At 73.1% G+C, this 21,205-nt stretch carries 17 protein-coding genes; 6 read left to right on the forward strand and 11 right to left on the reverse strand.

Translation table 11 applies throughout. The annotated features are described in order from the left end of the window. A partial coding sequence (locus ACFVXK_RS27225) for a GlxA family transcriptional regulator (protein WP_389616097.1) occupies positions 1 to 978 on the reverse strand: 978 nt, incomplete at its 3' end. 129 nt (positions 979 to 1,107) lie between these two features. On the opposite strand from ACFVXK_RS27225, the gene ACFVXK_RS27230 reads away from it, so the two are divergent. Together ACFVXK_RS27230 and ACFVXK_RS27235 are read left to right on the forward strand one after the other, a co-directional pair. Beyond that, positions 1,108 to 2,370 (forward strand): SLC13 family permease, encoded by a 1,263-nt coding sequence (locus tag ACFVXK_RS27230; RefSeq protein WP_389616140.1) that lies wholly within the window; start codon positions 1,108 to 1,110, stop codon positions 2,368 to 2,370. A 38-nt stretch (positions 2,371 to 2,408) separates the two neighbouring features. Further along, positions 2,409 to 4,046, forward strand: coding sequence for an ABC-F family ATP-binding cassette domain-containing protein (locus ACFVXK_RS27235; protein ID WP_389616100.1), 1,638 nt, complete (start codon positions 2,409 to 2,411; stop codon positions 4,044 to 4,046). Positions 4,047 to 4,101: 55 nt separating this feature from the next. Here the strand turns inward: ACFVXK_RS27235 and ACFVXK_RS27240 are convergent, their stop codons facing one another. The 6 genes from ACFVXK_RS27240 to ACFVXK_RS27265 all read right to left on the reverse strand — a co-directional run bounded on the left by ACFVXK_RS27240 (position 4,102) and on the right by ACFVXK_RS27265 (position 10,676). Continuing rightward, complete coding sequence (locus tag ACFVXK_RS27240) at positions 4,102 to 4,326, reverse strand: hypothetical protein (protein WP_389616103.1); 225 nt, start codon at positions 4,324 to 4,326, stop codon at positions 4,102 to 4,104. Positions 4,327 to 4,391: 65 nt separating this feature from the next. Continuing rightward, entirely contained in the window at positions 4,392 to 5,174 is a 783-nt protein-coding gene (locus ACFVXK_RS27245; RefSeq protein ID WP_389616106.1) for an SDR family NAD(P)-dependent oxidoreductase, read from the reverse strand. A gap of 61 nt (positions 5,175 to 5,235) precedes the next feature. Next, entirely contained in the window at positions 5,236 to 6,432 is a 1,197-nt protein-coding gene (locus ACFVXK_RS27250) for an MAB_1171c family putative transporter (RefSeq protein ID WP_389616109.1), read from the reverse strand. Further along, positions 6,422 to 6,874, reverse strand: coding sequence for a hypothetical protein (locus ACFVXK_RS27255; RefSeq protein WP_389616112.1), 453 nt, complete (start codon positions 6,872 to 6,874; stop codon positions 6,422 to 6,424). Before ACFVXK_RS27255 ends, ACFVXK_RS27250 begins: the two co-directional genes overlap by 11 nt. Positions 6,875 to 7,171: 297 nt before the next feature. After that, positions 7,172 to 9,664, reverse strand: a complete 2,493-nt coding sequence (locus ACFVXK_RS27260; protein WP_389616143.1) for a Tex family protein — start codon at positions 9,662 to 9,664, stop codon at positions 7,172 to 7,174. Positions 9,665 to 9,809: 145 nt separating this feature from the next. Further along, positions 9,810 to 10,676: a hypothetical protein gene (locus tag ACFVXK_RS27265; protein WP_389616115.1), complete on the reverse strand. Its 867-nt coding sequence runs from the start codon at positions 10,674 to 10,676 to the stop codon at positions 9,810 to 9,812. A gap of 324 nt (positions 10,677 to 11,000) precedes the next feature. On the opposite strand from ACFVXK_RS27265, the gene ACFVXK_RS27270 reads away from it, so the two are divergent. After that, positions 11,001 to 12,500: a M1 family metallopeptidase gene (locus ACFVXK_RS27270; protein WP_389616118.1), complete on the forward strand. Its 1,500-nt coding sequence runs from the start codon at positions 11,001 to 11,003 to the stop codon at positions 12,498 to 12,500. Positions 12,501 to 12,539: 39 nt separating this feature from the next. Here the strand turns inward: ACFVXK_RS27270 and ACFVXK_RS27275 are convergent, their stop codons facing one another. Then, positions 12,540 to 13,430: an oxygenase MpaB family protein gene (locus tag ACFVXK_RS27275; protein WP_389616121.1), complete on the reverse strand. Its 891-nt coding sequence runs from the start codon at positions 13,428 to 13,430 to the stop codon at positions 12,540 to 12,542. Positions 13,431 to 13,581: 151 nt separating this feature from the next. Here ACFVXK_RS27275 and sph point away from each other — a divergent pair, with 151 nt between their 5' ends. After that, entirely contained in the window at positions 13,582 to 14,571 is a 990-nt protein-coding gene (gene sph / locus ACFVXK_RS27280) for a sphingomyelin phosphodiesterase (RefSeq protein ID WP_389616124.1), read from the forward strand. A gap of 620 nt (positions 14,572 to 15,191) precedes the next feature. On the opposite strand, the gene ACFVXK_RS27285 is transcribed toward sph, so the two are convergent. Then, on the reverse strand, positions 15,192 to 15,800 hold the full coding sequence (locus tag ACFVXK_RS27285) for an AAA family ATPase (RefSeq protein WP_389616126.1): 609 nt from the start codon (positions 15,798 to 15,800) through the stop codon (positions 15,192 to 15,194). 160 nt (positions 15,801 to 15,960) lie between these two features. Between ACFVXK_RS27285 and galE the strand changes: the two genes are divergently transcribed. Beyond that, positions 15,961 to 16,962 carry a UDP-glucose 4-epimerase GalE gene (gene galE, locus ACFVXK_RS27290; RefSeq protein WP_389616129.1) on the forward strand — a complete coding sequence of 334 codons (1,002 nt, stop codon included), beginning with the start codon at positions 15,961 to 15,963 and terminating at the stop codon, positions 16,960 to 16,962. 507 nt (positions 16,963 to 17,469) lie between these two features. On the opposite strand, the gene ACFVXK_RS27295 is transcribed toward galE, so the two are convergent. Continuing rightward, a complete protein-coding gene (locus ACFVXK_RS27295; RefSeq protein WP_389616132.1) occupies positions 17,470 to 19,314 on the reverse strand; it encodes an AMP-dependent synthetase/ligase in 1,845 nt (614 codons plus the stop codon). 85 nt (positions 19,315 to 19,399) lie between these two features. On the opposite strand from ACFVXK_RS27295, the gene ACFVXK_RS27300 reads away from it, so the two are divergent. Further along, a complete protein-coding gene (locus ACFVXK_RS27300) occupies positions 19,400 to 20,131 on the forward strand; it encodes a MerR family transcriptional regulator (RefSeq protein ID WP_389616134.1) in 732 nt (243 codons plus the stop codon). Positions 20,132 to 20,161: 30 nt separating this feature from the next. On the opposite strand, the gene ACFVXK_RS27305 is transcribed toward ACFVXK_RS27300, so the two are convergent. Then, positions 20,162 to 21,040: a hypothetical protein gene (locus ACFVXK_RS27305; RefSeq protein WP_389616137.1), complete on the reverse strand. Its 879-nt coding sequence runs from the start codon at positions 21,038 to 21,040 to the stop codon at positions 20,162 to 20,164. Positions 21,041 to 21,205: the final 165 nt, after the last annotated feature.

Here is a 21,205-nt window from a genome sequence, read left to right on the forward strand (position 1 = left end):
CCCTGGGGGCGGAGCCCCCAGGGGGCCGAAGCGGCGGCGGTATTCGGTCGGGGACTGGCCGAGGGTGCGGACGAAGGCGCGGCGCAAGGCCTCCGGGGTGCCGTAGCCGCACGCGCGGGAGATGCGCGCCACCCCCTCCCCCGACTCCTCCAGCATCCGCCGCGCGTGTTCCACCCGCACCCGCTCGACGTACCGCCCCGGCGTCACCCCCGTCTCGGCCTGGAAGGCCCGCGCGAAGTGCCTCGGGGACAGCGCCGCACGGGCCGCGAGGGCCTCCACCCTCAGGTCGCCGCCCGGGTGCCGGCTGATCCAGTGCTGCACCTCCCGCAGCGGCTCCCGCCGCGCGGTCTGCGCCGCCAGCTGGGCGCTGAACTGCGCCTGGTTGCCGGGCCGGCGCAGGAACACCACCAGGTGCCGGGCGATCAGCAGGGCCACGTCCTGCCCGAGGTCCTCCTCCACCAGCGCCAGCGCCAGGTCGATCCCGGCGGTGACCCCGGCCGAGGTGGCCACGTGGCCGTCCCGGACGTAGATGGGGTCCGGTTCCACCGTCACCCGGGGGTAGTCCCGTGCCATCCGCTCGCACACCGACCAGTGGGTGGCCGCCCGCCTCCCGTCCAGCAGTCCGGCCTCGGCCAGCAGCAGGCCGCCCGTGCAGACGGACACCAGCCGTCCCGCCCGGCCCCCGCGGGCCCGCAGCCAGTCGGTGATCCGCGGGTCGAAGTCCCCCGTGTGGCGGCCGCCGGGCACCAGCAGGGTGGTGTCCGGGCCGGGGCGGGCGCCTTCCATGTCCCCGTCGGGGACCAGGGTCAGCCCGCTGCCGGTGCGGACCGGACCGCCCCCGGGGGAGACCGTCCGGACCGCGTACCCGCCGTCGCCCGGGCGGGCGCGGCCGGCTCCGTCGAAGACCTCGACGGGGCCGGTCACGTCCAGGCTCTGGACCCCGTCGTAGAGGACGACGAGCACGTCTCGCTGTGGCATGGCCCCATGGTGTGACCCCGGCTCCGGTGGCCGCAATGACGGGCGCCCCACCTATCCGGACACCGGACGCCGGACACGGCGTCCGTGCGATCCTTGGCCGGTCCTTCCCGCCCTGTCCGGAGTGCCGCCCTGAACACCGTCCTCGCCGAATCGCTGTCCTGCGCCCTGCTGCTGCTCGTGCTCGCCTTCGCCGTGCTGCGCCCGCGGGGACTGCCCGAGGCGGCGGCCGCCGTGCCGGCGGCCGGGCTGCTCGTCGCGCTCGGGGTGGTGTCCCCGGCCGACGCCTGGGAGCAGCTGCGCGGGCTGCTGCCGGTGGTCGGGTTCCTGGCGGTGATCCTGGCCCTCGCCCAGCTGTGCGCGGACGAGGGGCTGTTCCGGGCGGCGGGGGCCGCGGTGGCCCGGCGGGCGGCCGGGCGGGGGGCGGCCGGGCTGCTGGGCGGGGTGTTCCTGGCGGCCTCGGCGGTGACGGCCGTACTGAGCCTGGACGCCACGGTGGTGCTGCTGACCCCGGTGGTGCTGGCCACGTCCGCCCGGCTGGGCGCCCGGCCGCGCCCGCACGTGTTCGCCACCGCGCACCTGGCGAACTCGGCCTCGCTGCTGCTGCCCGTCTCCAATCTGACGAACCTGCTGGCCTTCGCCGCGAGCGGGCTGTCCTTCACCCGGTTCGCGGCGCTGATGGCCCTGCCCTGGGCGGTGGCCGTCGCGGTGGAGTACGCGGTGTTCCGCCGGTACTTCCGGGCCGACCTGGCGGCCCCGCCCGAGCACGTGCCCGGGGCCGCGGAGCCCGCGCCGCTGCCCCGGTTCGCGACGGCCGTGCTGGCACTGACGCTGGCGGGCTTCGCGGTGGCCTCGCTGGCCGGGGCGAGCCCGGCCTGGGCGGCGCTGGCCGGTGCGGTGGCGCTGGGCGTGCGGGCCCTGTGGCGCCGCGAGACCACCCCGCGGCGGCTGGTCGCCTCCACCGCGCCCGCGTTCTGCCTGTTCGTGCTCGCGCTGGGCGTGGTCGTACGGGCCGTGGTGGACCACGGGCTCGGCGACGGCCTGGAGTGGCTGCTGCCCGACGGGGACGCGCTGCCCGCGCTGCTGGCCGTGGCGGGGGTGGCCGCCGTGCTCGCCAACCTGATCAACAACCTCCCGGCGGTCCTCGCGCTGCTGCCGCTCGCCGCGCCGGGCGGCCCGGGTGTGGTGCTGGCCGTGCTGATCGGGGTGAACATCGGCCCCAACCTCACCTACGCGGGCTCGCTGGCCACCCTGCTGTGGCGGCGGATGCTGCACGCGCACGGCGAGGACGTCCGGCTCGGCGACTTCACCCGCCTGGGGCTGCTCACCACCCCGGCGGCCCTCGCGGCGGCGGTGGCCGCCCTGTGGGCCGGGCTGCGGCTGACCGGCGGGTAGACCGCGGTCCGGCGGCGCGCCGATAGGATCGGGGCATCATGACTGCAACCCTCGTCGCCAAGAACCTCACCGCCGCGCACGGCGAGCGCACGCTCTTCGCCGGCCTCGACCTCGTCGTCGCGCCCGGCGACGTCATCGGCCTCGTCGGCGTCAACGGCGCCGGGAAGTCGACCCTGCTGCGGCTGCTCGCCGGGCTGGACACCCCCGAGACCGGTGAGCTGCGGCTCTCCCCGCCCGGTGCGGCCGTCGGCCACCTCCCGCAGGAGCCGGAGCGGCGGGAGGGCGAGACCGTACGGGAGTTCCTGGCCCGCCGGACCGGGGTCGCGGCCGCGCAGGCGGCGCTGGACGAGGCCACGCAGGGGCTGGTGGACGGCACCCCGGGCGCCGACGACGCGTATGCGGAGACCCTGGACCGCTGGCTGAACCTCGGCGGCGCCGACCTGGACGAGCGGGCCCAGGAGACCGCGGACGAGCTGGGCCTGGCGGTGAGCCTGGACCTGCCGATGACGGCCCTGTCCGGCGGGCAGGCCGCCCGCGCCGGCCTCGCGTCGCTGCTGCTCTCCCGCTACGACGTGTTCCTCCTCGACGAGCCCACCAACGACCTGGACCTGGCCGGTCTGGAGCGGCTGGAGCGGTTCGTGACGGGACTGCGCGCGGGCACGGTCGTCATCAGCCACGACCGCGAGTTCCTGACGCGGACCGTCACCAAGGTCCTCGAGCTCGACCTCGCGCAGCAGCAGATCAATCTCTACGGCGGCGGCTACGAGTCGTACCTGGAGGAGCGCGCGCGGTCCCGCAGCCACGCCCGCGAGGAGTTCGAGGAGTACGCGGACAAGAAGGCCGCCCTCGAGGGCCGCGCCCAGATGCAGCGCAACTGGATGGACAAGGGCGTGCGCAACGCCCGCCGCAAGTCCTCCGACAACGACAAGATCGGTCGGGCGCTGCGCGGGGAGTCCAGCGAGAAGCAGGCCGCGAAGGCCCGCCAAACGCAGCGGGCGATCGAGCGGCTGGAAGTGGTCGAGGAGCCACGCAAGGAGTGGGAGCTGCGCATGGAGATCGCGGCGGCCCCCCGCTCCGGCTCGGTCGTCGCCACCCTGCGCGAGGCGGCCGTCAAGCGCGGGGGCTTCGCCTTCGGCCCGGCCAGCCTGCAGATCGACTGGGCGGACCGGGTGGCGATCACCGGTGCCAACGGCGCCGGCAAGTCCACCCTCCTCGCGGTCCTGCTGGGCCGGCTGGCCCCGGACTCCGGTTCGGCCGTGCTCGGCTCGGGGGTCCTGGTCGGCGAGGTCGACCAGGCGCGCGGGCTGTTCCTCGGCGAGGAGTCGCTGCTGGAGGCCTTCTGCGCGGCCGTCCCGGACACCGAGCCGGCGGAGGTGCGGACGCTGCTGGCCAAGTTCGGCCTGAAGGCGGCGCACGTGCTGCGCCCGGCTGCGACCCTGTCCCCGGGCGAGCGCACCCGGGCGGCGCTGGCGCTGCTCCAGGGGCGCGGGGTGAACCTGCTGGTCCTGGACGAGCCGACGAACCACCTGGACCTGCCGGCGATCGAGCAGCTGGAGTCGGCGCTGGAGGCCTACGAGGGCACCCTGCTGCTGGTGACGCACGACCGCCGCATGCTGGACGCGGTGCACGTGACCCGCCGCCTGGAGGTCGCGGACGGCAAGGTCACCGAGCTCTGAGCCCGTGCGCCGGGCGCGCGGCCGGGTTCGCGGCCGCCCGCACCGGACACCCACGCTAGTCGTGGCCTCCGTGCTCCCGGTGTCTGCGGGACGGCTCCGGGGCCGTGGGCCGGTCGAGGCGGCTGGCCTCGTCGGTGTCCTCGCGCCGGACGGGGCCGGGATCCGGTGCCGGCCGGGGTTCCCGGCCCGCCGCGGCCCGCTCGGTGTGCGGCCTGCGCCGCCGCTGTGCGTCGTCTTCGTCGTGGAGCGGGACGCCGCCCGCGCCGCCTTGGTCGTCCATCACGCAACCTCCTCCGTCCCCCGGTCCGGCGGCTTCCCCGGCGGCGGCCCGGCAAACCCGCAGGCTCAGCCCGTCCGGTCCGCGGGGGCCCTGCGCGCGCGGGCCATCCGGCCGGCCACGAAGGTCCGCGGGAGGTGGCGGACCGCGAGGGCGTACGCCTGGTACCGGCGGCCGGTGATGCTGACGGGGCGGCGCAGAGCGAGGTCGCGCAGGGCCTTGGCCACCACCGCCTCCGGCTCCAGCCACACGGAGTCGCGCAGGGAGCTGACGTCCGACCCGGCGCGCTGCTGGAACTCGGTACGGGTGAAGCCCGGCACCACCGCCAGCACCCGGACCCCGTACGGGGCCATGTCGACCCGGAGGGACTCGCTGAACGCGGTGAGCCAGGCCTTCGCCGCGCCGTAGGTGCCGGTCGGCAGCAGTCCGGCGACGGAGGAGACGTTGAGCACGGCGCCCCGGCGGCGTTCCCTGAGCCCCGGCAGCAGGGCGTGGGTAAGCCGCAGGGGGACCTTCACCAGGAGGTCGAGCATCCGCTCCTCGTCCTCGACGGGGTTGTACGGGTAGGGCGCGGGCAGGCCGAACCCGGCGTTGTTGACCAGGACGTCGACGGGACGCGTGGTGTCGGCGAGCCGGCCGGCGACGGCCGCGCAGCCGTCGGGGTCGAGGAGGTCGGCGGGCAGCACCTCGCTGACGGTCCCGAAGTCCCGGAAGAGTTCGGCGGCCACGGCCTCCAGGCGGGCCTTGTCCCGGGCGACGAGGACCAGGGCGCAGCCCTTGGCGGCGAAGCCGCGGGCGAAGGCGGCGCCGAGGCCGGAACTGGCCCCGGTGATCAGAACGGTGGTGGTCAAAGGGGTTTCACTTCCTCGGTGTTGCGGACGGGCGGCCGGTGGTCTCCGTGGTGCACGCGGTTCACGCGGCGGCCGGTCCCGGTGCGAAGGCGGAGGTCTCGGGTGAGGCGTAGGCCTGGGCGACGTCCACCAGGAAGCGGGCCTCGTCCCCCAGGCCGCCGCCCTCGGCGGTGGTCTGCATCGCGGCCGGGAGCTCCAGGGCGGAGGCCTGCGCCGGCTGTCCGGGGAGTCCGGCGAGCTTGGCCCGCCGGGCCTCCTTCAGTACGCAGGCCAGCGCGGCCGCCGTGTGCCGCTGCTCGGGGATCCGGCTGCCGGCGACGTGGCCGCGCGCCAGCTCGGGCACGCCGGGGGCCACGTACTCCCCCAGGATCAGGATCGCGTCGCGGGTCTCGATGACCTTGCGGTAGACGAGCATGTTGCGCGGCACGGGCGGCCAGAGCAGTTCCAGCACGCGGCCGGCGCGGGGCCGGGAGAGGACCACGTGCGGGACGGCCTGGACCAGGTCCCGCCACAGCGGCCACAGCCGCCACGCGGTGGCGGTGTCGGCGAGGGCGTGGCGGAGGGTGAAGAGGGTGGGGACGAGGATCGCGGCGGCGCGCAGCAGTCCGTGCAGGTTCATCAGCAGCGGCAGGACGGGCATCGCCCAGGTGCTGGCGAACAGGGCCTTGAGCAGGTACGCGAACCAGAACAGCCAGGCCAGTCCGGTGCCCAGGCCGAACAGCCGCAGCCCGGCGGCCAGTCCGCGGCTCTCGGTGCGCAGGCTGTAGCGCCAGCACACGTACACGCAGATGGTGTTGGCGATCAGGTGGGCGGAGATCAGCACGAGCCAGTACGGCAGGGAGGGCACGGGGGCGCCGGAGTTCGGGATGGTGTGCGTGCCGTGGGCCGGTGCGGCGGCGTCCAGGGCGACGAGCGTGCCCAGCCAGACCAGGGTGCCCACCCAGGAGGCGAGCGGGAGCCGTCGGCCGCGGGTGGCGGCGGCCACGAAGTAGAGCACGGCGCCGGCCGACAGGACGCCGACGAGGTTGCGGACGAGGCCGATGGTGTGGGCGTACGCGGCGCCGCGGGTCATGGCGTACGTGACGACGTCGGGCAGGTTCAGGGTCATGGCGGCGGCCGCGGTGGCGACGGCGAGCCAGAGCCCGCGCTGCTGCGGGGAGCGCAGGGCGCCGGGGGCGCGCAGCAGGACGGCGGCCCACAGGCACACCACGCTGGGGACCGCCAGGCTGTCGCCGAAGGCGGCGAGGTCAGCTGCCATCGCGGTGACCCCGCTCGTAACCCATGGCGGACTCCAGCCGGGCGAGGGCGCCGCGCGGGCCGGGGGCGGGCCGGGGGTGGCCGCTGCCCGAGGTGTGGATGCGGATCATGCTCGCGAGCATCTCCGCCTCCTGCTCCTGGCGGGTGGTGTAGTTGGTGCGGCCGAGGACCACGGGGGCCTGGCCGTCGATCTCCTCGCCCTCCAGGGAGTGGTGGCCGAAGAGGATGTGCCCCAGCTCGTGGAGCACGATGTGCTCGCGGTGCAGGGCGGTGGTGTGGGCCTCGTAGAAGACGTAGTCCACGGTCTCGGTGCCCACCCACAGGCCGCAGACGCCGGATTCGGCGGCCTCGCGGGGCAGCGGGTGGAGCCGGATCGGACGGCCTCTCCGGTCGGCTATGCGGGCGCACAGGGTGTCCAGGGAGAACGGGTGCGTCAGATCCATGTGACCGAGAATCATCTCGCAGCGTCTGCGCAGGCTGAGATTCCGGTAGGGCATGTGTTCCCTCTTCGGACCCTTTCTCGGGCAGCGTCGGTAGGCGTGAGTGGGCTTCGGCATGACGTCCTGTGCCTTGAGGCGGCCTCGGGAGTGCGGTCCCTGAGGGGAAACGCGGAACGCCCGTCCGCGCGAGACGAACGGGCGTTCCACCATGCCTACAGATCACCTGCGGGAGTTGGCAAGGACGGCCCGCTCCCGGGGGCCTTATCCGGCCAGGTCTGCCGACCCGCGCCCGCCGTACCGCTACCGCTTGCGGCGGTCCTCCTGGCCGCCGGTGAGACCGGCCCGGCGCAGGGCGTCGGCCATCGCGCTGTTGGCGGGGGCCGGGGCGCCGGAACGCTGGCCTCCGCCACCGCCCTGGCCGCCCTGGCGCTGACCGCCGCCGCGCTGGCCCTGGCCGCGCCCCTGGCCCTCGCCCCTGCTCTGACCACCCTGGCCCCGGCCGCCCTGGCCCTGGCCCTCGCCCCGGCTCTGGCTTCCCTGGCCCTGGCCGCGCTGCTGCGGGGGACGGCCGCCGCCGCGGCGCTCGTCGCGCCGGCCGGGCGCACCGGCTCCGCGCTCCGCGCCGGCCTCGTCCTCCAGCCGCAGGGTGAGGGAGATCCGCTTGCGCGGGATGTCCACGTCCAGGACCTTGACCTTGACGATGTCGCCGGGCTTGACGACGTCCCGCGGGTCCTTGACGAAGGTGTTCGACAGGGCGGAGACGTGGGCCAGGCCGTCCTGGTGGACGCCGATGTCGATGAAGGCGCCGAAGGCGGCCACGTTGGTGACGACGCCCTCCAGGACCATCCCGGCGGCCAGGTCGCCGATCTTCTCCACGCCCTCCTTGAAGCTGGCCGTCTTGAAGGCCGGGCGCGGGTCGCGGCCGGGCTTCTCCAGCTCGCGCAGGATGTCGGTGACGGTGGGCAGGCCGAAGGCCTCCGTGACGAACTCGTCGGGGCGCAGGGAGCGCAGGACGGAGGTGTTGCCGATCAGCGCGGCCACCTCGCCGCCCGACTTCTTGCCCATGGCCCGCACCACCGGGTAGGCCTCGGGGTGGACGGCGGAGGAGTCGAGCGGGTCGTCGCCGCCGCGGATGCGCAGGAAGCCCGCGCACTGCTCGTACGCCTTGGGGCCGAGGCGGGCCACGTCCTTGAGGCCCTTGCGGCTGCGGAACGGGCCGTTGGCGTCGCGGTGGGCCACGATGTTCTCGGCGAGGGTGCCGCTGATGCCCGAGACCCGCGACAGCAGCGGCGCGGAGGCGGTGTTGACGTCGACGCCGACGCCGTTGACGCAGTCCTCGACGACCGCGTCGAGGGAGCGGGAGAGCTTCACCTCGGACAGGTCGTGCTGGTACTGGCCGACGCCGATGGACTTCGGGTCGATCTTGACGAGCTCGGCCAGCGGGTCCTGGAGGCGGCGGGCGATGGAGACGGCGCCGCGCAGGGAGACGTCCATGCCGGGCAGTTCCTGCGAGGCGAAGGCGGAGGCCGAGTACACGGAGGCGCCGGCCTCGGAGACCATCACCTTGGTGAGCCCGAGCTCGGGGTGGCGGGTGATGAGGTCCCCGGCGAGCTTGTCGGTCTCGCGGGAGGCCGTGCCGTTGCCGATGGCGACCAGCTCGACGCCGTGCTCCTTCGCCAGGCGGGCGAGGGTGGCGAGGGACTGGTCCCACTTGTTGGCGGGAACGTGCGGGTGGATCACGTCCGTGGCGACGACCTTGCCGGTGGCGTCGACCACGGCGACCTTCACGCCGGTGCGGAAGCCCGGGTCGAGACCGAGGGTGGCGCGGGTGCCGGCGGGGGCGGCGAGCAGCAGGTCGCGGAGGTTGGCCGCGAAGACCCGTACCGCCTCGTCCTCGGCGGCGGCGCGCAGCCGGGTCCGCAGGTCGATGCCGAGGTGCACCTGGATCTTGGTGCGCCAGGCCCAGCGGACCGTGTCGGCCAGCCACTTGTCGCCGGGCCGGGCCCGGTCGGCGACACCGAAGCGGCGGGCGATCAGGCCCTCGTAGGTGGACGGGCCGGGGGTTTCGGACGGCTCCTCGGGCTCCAGGTCCAGACTGAGGACCTCCTCCTTCTCGCCGCGCAGCATGGCGAGCACGCGGTGGGAGGGGAGGGCGGTGAAGGGCTCGGCGAAGTCGAAGTAGTCGGAGAACTTGGCGCCCACCTCCTCCTTGCCCTCACGGACCTTCGCGGCGAGCCGGCCGCGGCCCCACATCCGCTCGCGGAGGTCGCCGATCAGGTCGGCGTCCTCGGCGAACTTCTCGGTGAGGATGGCGCGGGCGCCCTCCAGGGCGGCCGCCGGGTCGGCGACCCCCTTGCCGGCGTCCACGAACGCGGCCGCGGCGGCGGCCGGTTCGACGGAGGGGTCGGCGAGCAGCCCCTCGGCGAGCGGCTCCAGCCCGGCCTCGCGGGCGATCTGGGCCTTGGTGCGCCGCTTGGGCTTGAAGGGCAGGTAGATGTCCTCCAGCCGGGCCTTGGTGTCGGCCGCCTTGATCCGGGCCTCCAGCTCGGCGTCGAGCTTGCCCTGCTCCCGTACGGAGTCGAGGACCGCGGCCCTGCGGTCCTCCAGCTCGCGCAGGTAGCGCAGCCGCTCCTCCAGGGTGCGCAGCTGGGCGTCGTCGAGCATCTCGGTCGCTTCCTTGCGGTAGCGCGCGATGAACGGCACGGTGGAGCCGCCGTCGAGCAGCTCGACGGCGGCCTTGACCTGCCGTTCCCGTACGCCGAGCTCCTCGGCGATCCTGCCTTCGATGGACATCGTCGTCACTGCGGTCCCGCCTGCCTTCGTGCCTTCGTGCGTGTGCGTGGAAGGCTGCCAATTGTGGCAGGTGCCGGTGACGGGGGCGGGGAGCCCCTCAGCCCTTTGCCCAGCCCTTTCCTCAGCCCCTTCCCCAGCCCCTTCCTCAGCCCTTGCCGAAGAGGTCGGCCGGGAAGGCGCCCGCGCCGATGAGCTGCCGGACGACGGCCCCGCCGAGCTCGTGGAGGCGGGCGACGCCGGCGGCGCCGAGGTGCTCGTACGGGGCGGCGTCCAGGCGGTCGGTCTCGGTCTCCAGCCGCTCGCGCAGGGCGTGGCCCTCTTCGGTGAGCTCCCCGGCGGCGTCGAGGACACCGCGGGCGCGGAGCCGGTCGGCGGCGGCGTCGAGGTCGGACTGCTCCCAGCCGCGGATGGACTTGACCCACTTCGCGGTCATGCCGCGGCCGGTGGCGGTGTGGCTGACGAGGGCCTCCAGCGGGTCGAGGCCGGTGATGAGGAGGGCGGCGAGGTGCCCGTCCCCGCGGTGCTCGCGCAGGAGGGTGGTCGCGTGCCACAGCCGCAGGTGGGGCTCCTCGGGGACGGGGAGGTCGGCGTGGGCGGCGTAGAGGGTGCGGCCGTGCCGGGTGCAGGCCTCGGTGGCGCGCATCGCGAGGCCGGCGGCTTCGGCGAGCTCGGGCGAGGCGATCCTCTCCGGGCCGAGGAGGCGGCGCAGGGAGCGGTCCACGGCACGCAGGCGGGCGGCGAGGACCTGCTCGGGGGTGGTGGTGTCCCAGACGGCGGGGAGGTGCCGGGTGACGAGGTCGTGGCGGTAGTTGTAGAAGGTCGCGGTGACCGTGCCGGGGCCCACGGCGCCCATGGCCGCGGAGCGGCTGGCCAGGTTGACGGCCACCCGGTGGGTGACGCCGAGGGCGCCGAGCTCCTCGGAGATCTCCGGGGAGAAGTAGCTCGTGGCGTGCAGGGGGTTGATGGCGGCGTGCCAGCAGCGGCGTGCGGCGTGGGGGTCGTCGATCGTCATGACGGCACCCTACCGACTAGCCGGTATGCCGCACACCCCCCGCCCTGCCGGGCCTCCCCCACTCCCGGGCGGGCGCATTCGCGCCAACCTGCGCCATGCCCCGCGGAGACGGGTGGACGCCGCCGAGGGCCTCGTGAGCCGTGCGCCGCAGGGCCGGGGCGGTGCGATCGGCCGTGATCGTGACGGCCGAATGGCGATCGTGTGACAGCAGGGGCCATGGACATGACCTGAGTCGCCACGGGTGAATACGGTCGAACGACGTACGACGGACCACCCACGACGGACGTCGAACCGATCTGCCTCCCCTACCCCTTGGAGCTCTTCGTGTACCGCAAAGTGATCGCCCCGAGCGTCCTGGCCGCCTCCCTCCTGCTGGTGATCCCGGCGTCGGCGGCCAGCTCCGTGCAGGGTGCGCCCGGGATCGGTGACAGCTACTACCCGGAGAGCGGGAACGGCGGCTACGACGTCTCCCACTACGACCTGCGCCTGCAGTACCAGCCGAAGACCGACCTGCTGGAGGGCACGGCCACCCTCCTGACCACCGCCAAGCAGGACCTGTCCCGGTTCAACCTGGACTTCGGCCTGAAGGTGAGCGAGATCCGCGTCAACGGGGCCAAGGCCAAGTTCGCCACCTCCGGCGCGCACGAGCTGGAGGTCACCCCGGCGCAGCCGCTGGCCAAGGGCAAGCAGGCCACCGTGGTCGTCAAGTACGCCGGAAAGCCCTCGGAGTTCAAGGTCGACGGCTGGTCCGCCTGGCAGCGCACCCCGGACGGCGGGATCGCGGCGCAGGAGCCCGACTCGGCGGTCTGGTGGTTCCCGAGCAACGACCACCCGCTCGACAAGGCCACGTTCGACGTCTCGATCAACGTCCCGGACGGTACCCAGGCCATCAGCAACGGCGTGCTCCAGTCGCAGACCTCCCGCCTCGGCTGGACCCGTTACAACTGGCGCTCCAACAAGCCGCAGGCCACCTACCTGGCCACCCTCGCCATCGGCAAGTTCGACATCACCACCGACAAGACGGCGAGCGGCCTGCCGATCCTCAACGCCTACAGCAAGGACCTGGGCGACAACGCGGGTTCGGCGCGGGCGAGCGTGGAGCGGACCGGCGAGGTCGCGGAGTGGCTGGAGTCGGTCTTCGGCCCCTACCCCTTCAACGCGCTGGGCGGCTACGTCCCGAACGTGCCCACCGGCTTCGCGCTGGAGACGCAGACCCGGCCGTTCTACAGCCCGCGCCAGTTCGCGAACGGCGCGAACGTCTCGGTCGTCGTGCACGAGCTGGCGCACCAGTGGTACGGCGACAGCGTGTCCGTGGACAACTGGAAGGACATCTGGGTCAACGAGGGCTTCGCGCGCTACGCCCAGTGGCTGTGGTCGGAGAAGGAGGGCGAGGGCACCGCGCAGGAGCTCGCCCAGTGGACGTACGACACCCGCCCGGCCGAGGACCCGTTCTGGCAGGTCAAGCCGGGTGACCCGGGCGCGGAGAACCAGTTCCACGGGGCCGTCTACGACCGGGGGGCGATCGCCATCCAGGCGCTGCGCAACGAGGTCGGCGACGAGAAGTTCTTCCAGATCCTCAAGGGCTGGCCGACCGAGCGGGCGTACGGCAACGCCAAGGTCGGGGACTTCGTCCGGTACGCGGAGAAGGTCTCGAACAAGCCGCTCGCCCAGCTGTTCGACACCTGGCTGTACACCCCGGGCAAGCCGGCCTTCGGCGCCCCCGCCGCCAAGCCGGGCGCCCGCTCGCTGGCCCCGACGAAGCCGGCGGCGGAGCCGAAGTCCTGGAAGAAGATCGCCGCGACCAACAACATCCACGAGCACTGACCGACGGCGGTACGCACACCCCCCGCGCGCCGGGACCCCTCAGCGGGTCCCGGCGCGCCGGCGTGCGCGGGCGGCGCGGGCCTGCGGGAGGTAGCGCAGCCGTTCCGGCAGGAGCGGCACGAGGAGCCGTACGGCGGTGCTGAACCGCCGCAGCCGCCGCTCCTGGGCCGGGGTCCACTCCAGGCCGATGGCGGCGCGGGCCTCGGGCGGCATGTAGCCGACGGTGACGAAGGCGCGGAAGCGAAGGTAGCCGGTGCGCAGGAGCGGCCAGGTGAGCCTCAGCAGCAGCCGCAGGAACGGGGAGGCGGGCTCGGGGCGGGGCAGGTCGGCATCGGCGGAGACCAGCTCCCGGGCGACCTTGGTCGGCTCGATCTCCTCGGCCAGCATCCGGTGGTAGTACGGCCAGAACTCCTCGACCGTCCGCGGCATGTCCCGGTCGCGCAGCCCCAGGATCCGGCCGACCTGCAGCCACTCCCGGTACATCTGGCGCTCCTGGGCGGGGGTGATGCGGCGGAACAGGTAGCGGCCGGCGTACCGGGCGACGGGGAAGCCGGTGGCGTGCACCCAGGCGTAGCAGGCGGGGTCGAGGGAGTGGTAGCGCCGGCCCCGGGTGTCGGTGCCCTGGATCTCCTTGTGCAGGCGGCGGACCCGGCGGCCCTCGGCGGCGGCCTCGTCCCCGCCGTAGACCCACAGCATCACCGAGCGCAGCGAACGCTCGCCGCGCCCCCAGGGGTCGGTGCGGAACACCGAGTACCGGTCGACTCCGGCGCCGACGGCCGGGTGGGCGACCTGCATCGTGAAGGCGGCGGGCAGGGTCAGCAGGGAGCGGATGTCCCCGGCGGTGGTCCACAGCACCCCGCCCGGCGGCGGGGGCTCGGGATCGAGGCGCCTGGTGGGGCTTTCGGGGGCTATGTGGCCAGTGTGCTCCATGAGGTCAATTATGCGAGCGCGAGAAGTCGCGGTCCGGACAGAAAGTCTTGTCACGGGTGTTACCCCGAAGTAACCGCGGCTGCTTGGATGACGGCGTCGATCTTCCCCCCGCAGGATTCCCCGGGATTCCACAGGACTGATGGAGACCTCCATGCAGCAGATCACGCACCGCGCCCGCGCCGCCGCCACGGCCGTCGCCGCGAGTGCGGCCGCGGCCGCACTCGCCCTCGCCTCCGCCCCCGCCGCCACGGCGGCCGAGAGCGGCTCCGCGCCCCGGCTGAGCGTCCTGACGTACAACACGTTCCTGATGAGCACGAACCTGTACCCGAACTGGGGCCAGGCCCACCGCGCCGCCGAGATCCCCAAGGCCTCCTTCTTCCAGGGCCGCGACGTCGTCGTCCTCCAGGAGGCCTTCGACAACAGCGCCTCGGACGCCCTCAAGGCGAACGCCGCCGCCCAGTACCCGTACCAGACCCCGGTCGTGGGCCGCAGCAAGAGCGGCTGGGACGCGACGGGCGGCTCCTACTCCGCCACCACACCGGAGGACGGCGGCGTCACGATCCTCAGCAAGTGGCCGATCCTGCGCAAGGAGCAGGTGGTCTACAAGGACGCGTGCGGCTCCGACTGGTGGTCCAACAAGGGCTTCGCCTACGTGGTCCTGGACGTCAACGGCACCAAGGTGCACGTCGTCGGCACGCACGCCCAGTCCACCGACTCCGGCTGCGGCACGGGCGAGGCGGCGCAGATGCGCAGCCGCCAGTTCAAGGCGATAGACGCCTTCCTGGACGCCAAGAACATCCCGGCGGGCGAACAGGTCATCGTGGCGGGCGACATGAACGTCGACTCCCGCAGCCCGGAGTACTCCTCGATGCTCACGGACCTCGACCTGGCCCCCGCCGACGCGCGCACGGGCCACCCGTACTCCTTCGACACGGCCCTCAACTCGATCGCCAACTACCGCTACCCCACGGACCCCCGCGAGGACCTGGACTACGTCCTCTACCGCAAGGGCAACGCCCGCCCGTCGGGCTGGGAGAACAACGTGGTCAAGGAGGAGTCGACCCCCTGGACGGTCTCCAGCTGGGGCACGTCGTACACGTACTCCAACCTCTCGGACCACTACCCGGTGGTGGGCCGCTGACCACACGGCCCCAGGCCCGGGCCCGCCATCGCCCCCGCGAGGGGTGGGGGCGGGCCGGGGAAGGGCGGGACTTGAGTCGGGCGGCCTCAGGGAGGGTTGGGGCTTTCCCGCCAGTCTCATCGTCCTTCCGCGTCGGGCCGCCCTGTCAAGGGCGCTCCTTCGTCGCGTCGCTTCGCGATCGCCTACGGCGACCCTTGACAGACCGTCCCGCCACGGAAAAACGAAGACTGCCGGGAAACCCCCAAAGGAACGGGACGGAGGATCCATGGACATACGGCCGGATCAGGGACCCGTCGGGGAGGTCGGGGGCCGCCTTGCCGGGCATCAGGGCCGACACGAATGCCATTCAGGGCCGCCCTGCGCGCCGGATCGCTACGCGCTTCTCTCCTCTCAGCGTCCGCCGCTCATCTGGGGTTGCTGCATTCGCCAGAGCACAACGGGTTCGTCCTCCGGGGCCGGGGGCGCGACAAATCGCTACGCGCTGCCCGGATTCCGGCGTCCGACGGCCGTATGGGGCTGATACCTGCACCACATGCCAACCTGAATGGCGTCCAGCGCCGGGGCGCCTCAGACCGCTACGCGCTTCTCTCCGTTCGGCGTCCGCGACCCGTCTTGAGCTGTCAGCCCGAATGACGCAGCGCCTTCCGGAGCGTTCGGAAGACGGTGGGGTTCGATCGGGTCGGCAGGAAGTCGTGGATGCGGCGGGCGCATTCCTGCGGGGTGTTGAGGCTGGTGTCGATGTCGAGGTCGTGCAACTCGTGGGAGTGCACCTCGCCGTACTGCATGGCGGCCAGCCCGGGCCGTCGGTCACCGCGCGCGGTCTCTCGGCGTTCCAGCTCTGCCAGGGGGCAGCGGACGCCGATCAGGACCGTGTCTTCGGGGACGAGCAGGTCGAGGAGATCGAGCAGGCGCCAGCGGCGGCTCAGCGGATAGTCGACGACGAGGTTGTTACCGCCGGCAGCCATTCCGGCGACGGCGCGGTGAAAGCCCTTCGCGGTACGGTCGATCTCGGCCTGGAGGTCTTCGTCCGGAATCTCGCGGTCGCACCGCATGGCGTGGAAGGCATCGACCGGGAAGTGGAACCACGTCCCGTCCAGCAGGTCGAGAAGCTCCCGGGCGATGCTCGTCTTGCCCGAGCTGGAGGCACCGTTGAGCAGAATGACCGTGCCGCCCGCCGTGGTCTCGGGGATGCGAGCGGAGGCCGTGTACGAGTCTGCCGTGGTTGCCATGGTTTCGTCCTTCCGCCGCCCGGCGATGCTGAGAGCCGGTGACGTGATCATCGCACCCTCGGGGCCGCTGTCGTAGGGTGCGGACCCGGGGCGGCCTTCCCCCGGCGGTGCTGAACATGGGGCACGATGCCAGCAGCACCCGACGAACGAGGAAAGAATCTTGAAGGTACTCATCGCAGGGGGCGCCGGATTCATCGGCAGCACCATCGCCTCCGCCTGCACGGACAACGGCATCACCCCCGTCATCCTCGACAACCTCGCCACCGGCCGCCGCGAGTTCACCGACGGCCGCATCTTCTACGAGGGCGACATCAGCGACGGGACCCTGGTCGACCGGATCTTCACCGAACACCCCGACATCCGCACCGCCGTCGACTGCGCCGCGCTGATCGTCGTCCCCGACTCGGTCGCCAACCCCCTCGGCTACTACCGCGAGAACGTCGCCAAGGGCATCGCGTTCCTCGAACACCTCGTCCGCAACAACTGCCGCAACCTCCTCTTCAGCAGCTCGGCCTCCATCTACCGGGCCGACCCCGCCGACTTCTCCGTCGACGAGCAGTCCCCCCTCGAAACCCTCAGCCCGTACGCCCGCACCAAGGCGACGTTCGAGACGATCCTGCGCGACGTCGCCGCAGCCGGAACCCTCAACGTCATCTCGCTGCGCTACTTCAACCCCATCGGCGCCGACCCCCAGCTCCGCACCGGCCTCCAGATCCGCACGCCCACCCACGCCCTCGGCAAGATGATCGACGTGCACCACGCGGGCGAACCATTCTCGATCACCGGCACCGACTACCCCACCCACGACGGGACCGGCATCCGCGACTACGTCCACGTCTGGGACCTCGCCGCCGCCCACATCAAGGCCATCGAACGCTTCGAACCGGTGACCCGCGCATCCCCGTACTGCGTCATCAACCTGGGCACCGGCCGCGGAACGACCGTCCGCGAGCTCGTCACCGCCTTCGAAACCGTCACCGGATCCCCCCTGACGGCCGTCGAGACCGACCGCAGGCCCGGCGACTCGGCGGGCGCCTACGCCCGCGTCGACCTCGCCCGCGAACTCCTCGGCTGGAAGGCGGAACACTCAGTCGAGGACGGCATCCGCGACTCCCTCCGCTGGTACGACAAGCGCGACTCGGTGATCGGCACCGGCGAGTAGACGACCTGCAGAGCATCCCGGCCCACGACGGCGACGAGACGCCGAGACGAGCGGAGCGCGTAGCGATCTGGCGCGGAGAGGGGCCCCGAACGGCATTGACGGGGCCCGGATGCCCAGTCTGCCGGCCCCCGACGGCCCGGCTCATCGCTGAGGGAGCCGGATGTCTCAGGTAGGTCCGTCCCGTTCCTTTGGGGGGTTCCCGGCAGTCTTCGGCGTTTCGTGGCGGGTCGGGCTGTCAAGGGTGGCCGAAGGCCATCGCGAAGCGACGCGACCGAAGGGAGCGCCCTAGACAGGGCGGCCCGACGCGGAAGGACGATGAGACTGGCGGGAACCCCCCAACCCTCCCTGAGAGAGCTGGGTCAAGTCCCGCCCTCCCCCGTACCGGTCCGCTGTCCCGTCCCCGCCCACCGGCACCCCGCCCCCACCCACCGCCCCGCACCCGGGGAGGCAGGTGGGCAGACACCGGCCCGCCCCGGCCCCTCGCGGGGGAGGTGGCGGGCCCCCGCCTCACACCCCCTCGTACAGCCCCTCGATCAGGGCGCCGTACCGTTCGCGGACCACCCTGCGGCGGAGTTTGAGGGTGGGGGTGAGTTCGCCCGTCTCCGGGCCCCATTCCTCGGCCAGCAGGCGGTAGCGCTTGATCTGTTCCGTGCGGTTGAGGCGGGCGTTGGCGGCCTCGACCGCGCGGGCCGTTTCCTCCAGGATGGCCGGGTGGGCGGCCAGGTCCGCCAGGGTGGGTGCCTCGATGCCCCGGGCCGCGGCCCAGGCGGGGGCCAGTTCGGGGTCCAGGACCAGCAGGGCCACCAGGTAGGAGCGGCCGTCGCCGTGGACCAGGGCCTGGCCGATCAGGGGGTGTTCCTTGACGGTGTTCTCCACCAGGGCCGGGGCCACGTTCTTGCCGTTCGAGGTGATGATCAGCTCCTTCTTGCGGTCCGTCAGCCACAGGAAGCCGTCCTCGTCGAGCCGGCCGATGTCCCCGGTGGGGAACCACCCCTCCGCGTCGGCGGCGCCCTCCACCGTGCCGTCGGGCCGCAGGTAGCCGTCGAAGACGGTCGCTCCGCGGGTGAGGACCTCGCCGTCCGCCGCCAGCCTGAGCTCCAGCCCCTCGATCGGCCGGCCCACCGAGCCCAGCCGGAAGCCGCCGGGGCCGTTGCTGTTGACGGTGCACACGCCGGAGGTCTCCGTCAGCCCCCAGGCGTCCATGATGGTGATCCCCCAGCCCGCCCAGAACCGGACCACGTCGATCGGCATCGGCGCGGTGGCGCTGGCCGTCCAGACGAGCCGGTCCAGCCCCGCCAGCCGCAGCAGCGGGTCCAGGACCCGTTCCTTGGCCTCGGCGTACGAGGCCTCCAGCGCGGCCGGGACCGCCTCGCCGCGCTCCCGGTGCCCGGCCCGGGCCCGGGCCACGTCCCCGGCCCCCTCGATGGCCCGCCGCTGCTCCTCCGGGAGGCCCGCCAGCGCGGCCCGTACGCCGGCGGCGAGCTTCTCCCACACCCGGGGCACGCCGAAGAACTGCACGGGCCGCAGCTCGCGCACCGCGCCGGCCACGGCCGCCGGGTCGGCGACCAGCCGGACGTGCGCGGCGCGCAGCAGCGGCAGGTAGATGCCGAGGATCCGTTCGGCGATGTGGGCGAAAGGCAGGTAGCAGATGTGCTCGGCGTGCTCGGGGAGCTCCACGTGCCGGTCGAGGCGCACCGACTGGAGCAGGATGTTGCGGTGGCTGAGCCGTACGCCCTTGGGGTCGCCGGTGGTGCCCGAGGTGTAGACGACGGTCAGCGGGTCCTCGGGACGGCTCTCCTGCCAGGCCTTCTCGAAGGCGTCGGCGCGGTGGAGGCGGGCGCCGCTCGCGTAGAGGGAGCCGTAGGTGGTGTGCGGGCCGGATTCGGCGGCCTCGGCGACGACGAGCCGTTCGAGCGGGGTGTCGGGGTCGTCCAGCAGCGGGGCCCAGCGGGCGAGTTCGCGGGCGCCCTCGACGACGGCCAGCCGGGCGCGGCTGTGGCGGGCGATGTGGGCGATCTGCTCGGGGGCGGAGGTCCCGTAGACGGTGACGGGGACGGCCCCGAGGTGGACGAGGGCGAGGTCGCTGAGCCAGTGCTCGGGCCGGTTGCCCATCATGAGCAGGACGTGTTCGCCGCGGGCGACGCCGAGGGCGGTGTATCCGGCGGCGAGGACGGCGACCCGGCGGCGGGCCTCGCTCCAGGTGAGGGTCTCCCAGCCGTCCGCGGCGCCGTCCCCTCCCCCGGTGCGCCAGGACAGGGCGGGCAGGTCGGGGTGTTCGGCGGCGTTGCGGGCGAGCAGGGCGGGCAGGGTGAGGTCTTCGGGTCGTCCGGGCAGTCGCAGGTTCGTGGTCATGGGCAGCTCCTGGCCGTTTCACATCGTTGGTGCGACAGCAATACTGTTGAACCCAAGCGGTGCAGCAGAGAGCGAGGAGCGGACGATGGCCGACGACCGGGCGACCGAGCCGATGCTCACCGTCGACGAGCTGGCTTCCAAGGCCGGTGTCACCGTCCGCACCGTACGGTTCTACAGCACGCGCGGGCTTTTGCCCCCTCCCGTGATCGGACCCCGTCGGGTGGGGCACTACGGCCCGGAGCACCTGTCGCGGCTGGCGCTGATCGAGGAGTTGCAGCACCAGGGGATGACCCTTTCGGCGATCCAGCGCTACCTGGACGCCCTCCCCGACGACCTGAGCGCGCACGATCTGGCCATCCACCGGGCGCTGGTGGCGACCTGGGCGCCGGACGCGGCGCGGGAGGTGTCGCGGGCGGAGCTGGAGCGGCGGGCCGGGCGGAGCCTGTCGGACGGGGACCTGGAGCGGCTGGCGGCGATGAACGTGCTGTCGGAGGCGGGCGAGGGCTTCCGGGTGGACCTGGGCCTGCTGCGGCTGGGGGTGGCACTGCTCGACGTGCCGATCGCGCACGAGACGCTGCTGGTGGCCAGGCGGATCCTGCTGGAGCACGCGCGGACGGCGGCGCACGAGCTGACGGCGCTGTTCCGGGACGAGGTGTGGGGGCCGTTCACGGAGGGCGAGAGCGATCTGGAGCGGATCGAGTCGATGAAGGCCCTGTCGGCACACATGCAGCCGATGGTGGTGCAGGCCCTGGTGACGGCGTTCCAGCGGTCGCTGAAGGAGGAGCTGCGGGCGGCGTTCGCCTCGGAGACCGGGTGAACGCCGCCCGCAGGGCCGGCACTTGAGGGTTCACACACCGCCGGCGAGGAAGGACCAGTCGGAGGAGACCTTGGCGAGCGGTCCGACGTTCGAGTAGGAGTTCCCGCTGAGCTTCGAGGTCCACGCGGTGCCGTCCGTCTTGTAGAAGAACAGGCTGTCGCCGGTCCGGCCCTCCTCCTCCCACACGCCCGAGGTGCCGATGTCGCGGAAGTCGCCGACCTTGCCGTCGGTCGCCCGGGCGATCCGGTACTTGAGCTGTGAACCGGTGTTCTGCAGGGCGAGGACGGTGTCCTTGGTGGCGACCAGGGTGCCGAGGTCGTCCGCGGTGTTCCTGACGCCCATGTGCGTGTAGACGCCGCCCTTGAGGGTCCCGTAGCCGACTTCGCCGGCCTTCGTGAAGACGGCCGTGTCACAGGAGGACGCGACGGAGTCCCAGCCGGTGCTGAAGTTGTCGTACGAGCGGACGTGGTGGTAGCGGCCGTTCCGCAGGGTGCCCGTGCCGCCCTGGCCGTTGTCGGCGTTGTAGAAGAGGGCCGAGTCGCCCGACGCCACGACGTTGGTCCAGCCCGTCGAGAAGTTGTCGTAGGTCTGGACGCGGGTGTACTTCCCGTTCCTGAAGGTGCCGCTCTCACCGGCCCCGGTGTCGGCGTTGTAGAACAGGAGCGAGTCGCGGCTCGCGACGCCGTGGGTGTACCCGTCGGGGACGTTGATGTTCGACCCGTACGTCCAGTGCCCGGCCGACAGGGTGCCGGTGCCCACGGCTCCGGTGTCCTTGTTGTAGGCGGCGAGCGAGGTGCTCGGGGTCGTCTGGTTGCAGAAGGCCGAGGCGGCGGTGGCGTGCGTCGCCGGAGCGGCCAGCGGGAGGGCGATCGTGGCGGTGGCGAGTGCGGCCACCAGGGATTTCTTCATGGGTCTCCCCGTTTCTCCGTACGTGAACGGGTGTTCCCCCCAGGTTCCCCCCGGCAGTGCACGGCCGGCTCGGGACACGTGCACCGTCCATGGTGCGCCGCGCCGGGCGCCGTCGCATCCCGGCCGTGCGCAGGGGCCGCCCCGGGCGGTTCCCGGGGCGGCCCC

It is taken from the genome of Streptomyces sp. NPDC058157 (assembly GCF_042884105.1).
Lineage (GTDB): Bacteria > Actinomycetota > Actinomycetes > Streptomycetales > Streptomycetaceae > Streptomyces.

What these genes read in the sequence shown, in the direction of transcription:
- ACFVXK_RS27235 (WP_389616100.1), top strand. Translation starts at nt 2,409, where the DNA reads ATGACTGCAACCCTCGTCGCCAAGAACCTCACCGCCGCGCACGGCGAG.
- ACFVXK_RS27240 (WP_389616103.1), bottom strand. Translation starts at nt 4,326, where the DNA reads ATGGACGACCAAGGCGGCGCGGGCGGCGTCCCGCTCCACGACGAAGAC.
- ACFVXK_RS27250 (WP_389616109.1), bottom strand. Translation starts at nt 6,432, where the DNA reads ATGGCAGCTGACCTCGCCGCCTTCGGCGACAGCCTGGCGGTCCCCAGC.
- ACFVXK_RS27255 (WP_389616112.1), bottom strand. Translation starts at nt 6,874, where the DNA reads ATGGATCTGACGCACCCGTTCTCCCTGGACACCCTGTGCGCCCGCATA.
- ACFVXK_RS27260 (WP_389616143.1), bottom strand. Translation starts at nt 9,664, where the DNA reads ATGTCCATCGAAGGCAGGATCGCCGAGGAGCTCGGCGTACGGGAACGG.
- ACFVXK_RS27265 (WP_389616115.1), bottom strand. Translation starts at nt 10,676, where the DNA reads ATGACGATCGACGACCCCCACGCCGCACGCCGCTGCTGGCACGCCGCC.
- ACFVXK_RS27275 (WP_389616121.1), bottom strand. Translation starts at nt 13,430, where the DNA reads ATGGAGCACACTGGCCACATAGCCCCCGAAAGCCCCACCAGGCGCCTC.
- sph (WP_389616124.1), top strand. Translation starts at nt 13,582, where the DNA reads ATGCAGCAGATCACGCACCGCGCCCGCGCCGCCGCCACGGCCGTCGCC.
- ACFVXK_RS27285 (WP_389616126.1), bottom strand. Translation starts at nt 15,800, where the DNA reads ATGGCAACCACGGCAGACTCGTACACGGCCTCCGCTCGCATCCCCGAG.
- ACFVXK_RS27295 (WP_389616132.1), bottom strand. Translation starts at nt 19,314, where the DNA reads ATGACCACGAACCTGCGACTGCCCGGACGACCCGAAGACCTCACCCTG.
- ACFVXK_RS27300 (WP_389616134.1), top strand. Translation starts at nt 19,400, where the DNA reads ATGGCCGACGACCGGGCGACCGAGCCGATGCTCACCGTCGACGAGCTG.
- ACFVXK_RS27305 (WP_389616137.1), bottom strand. Translation starts at nt 21,040, where the DNA reads ATGAAGAAATCCCTGGTGGCCGCACTCGCCACCGCCACGATCGCCCTC.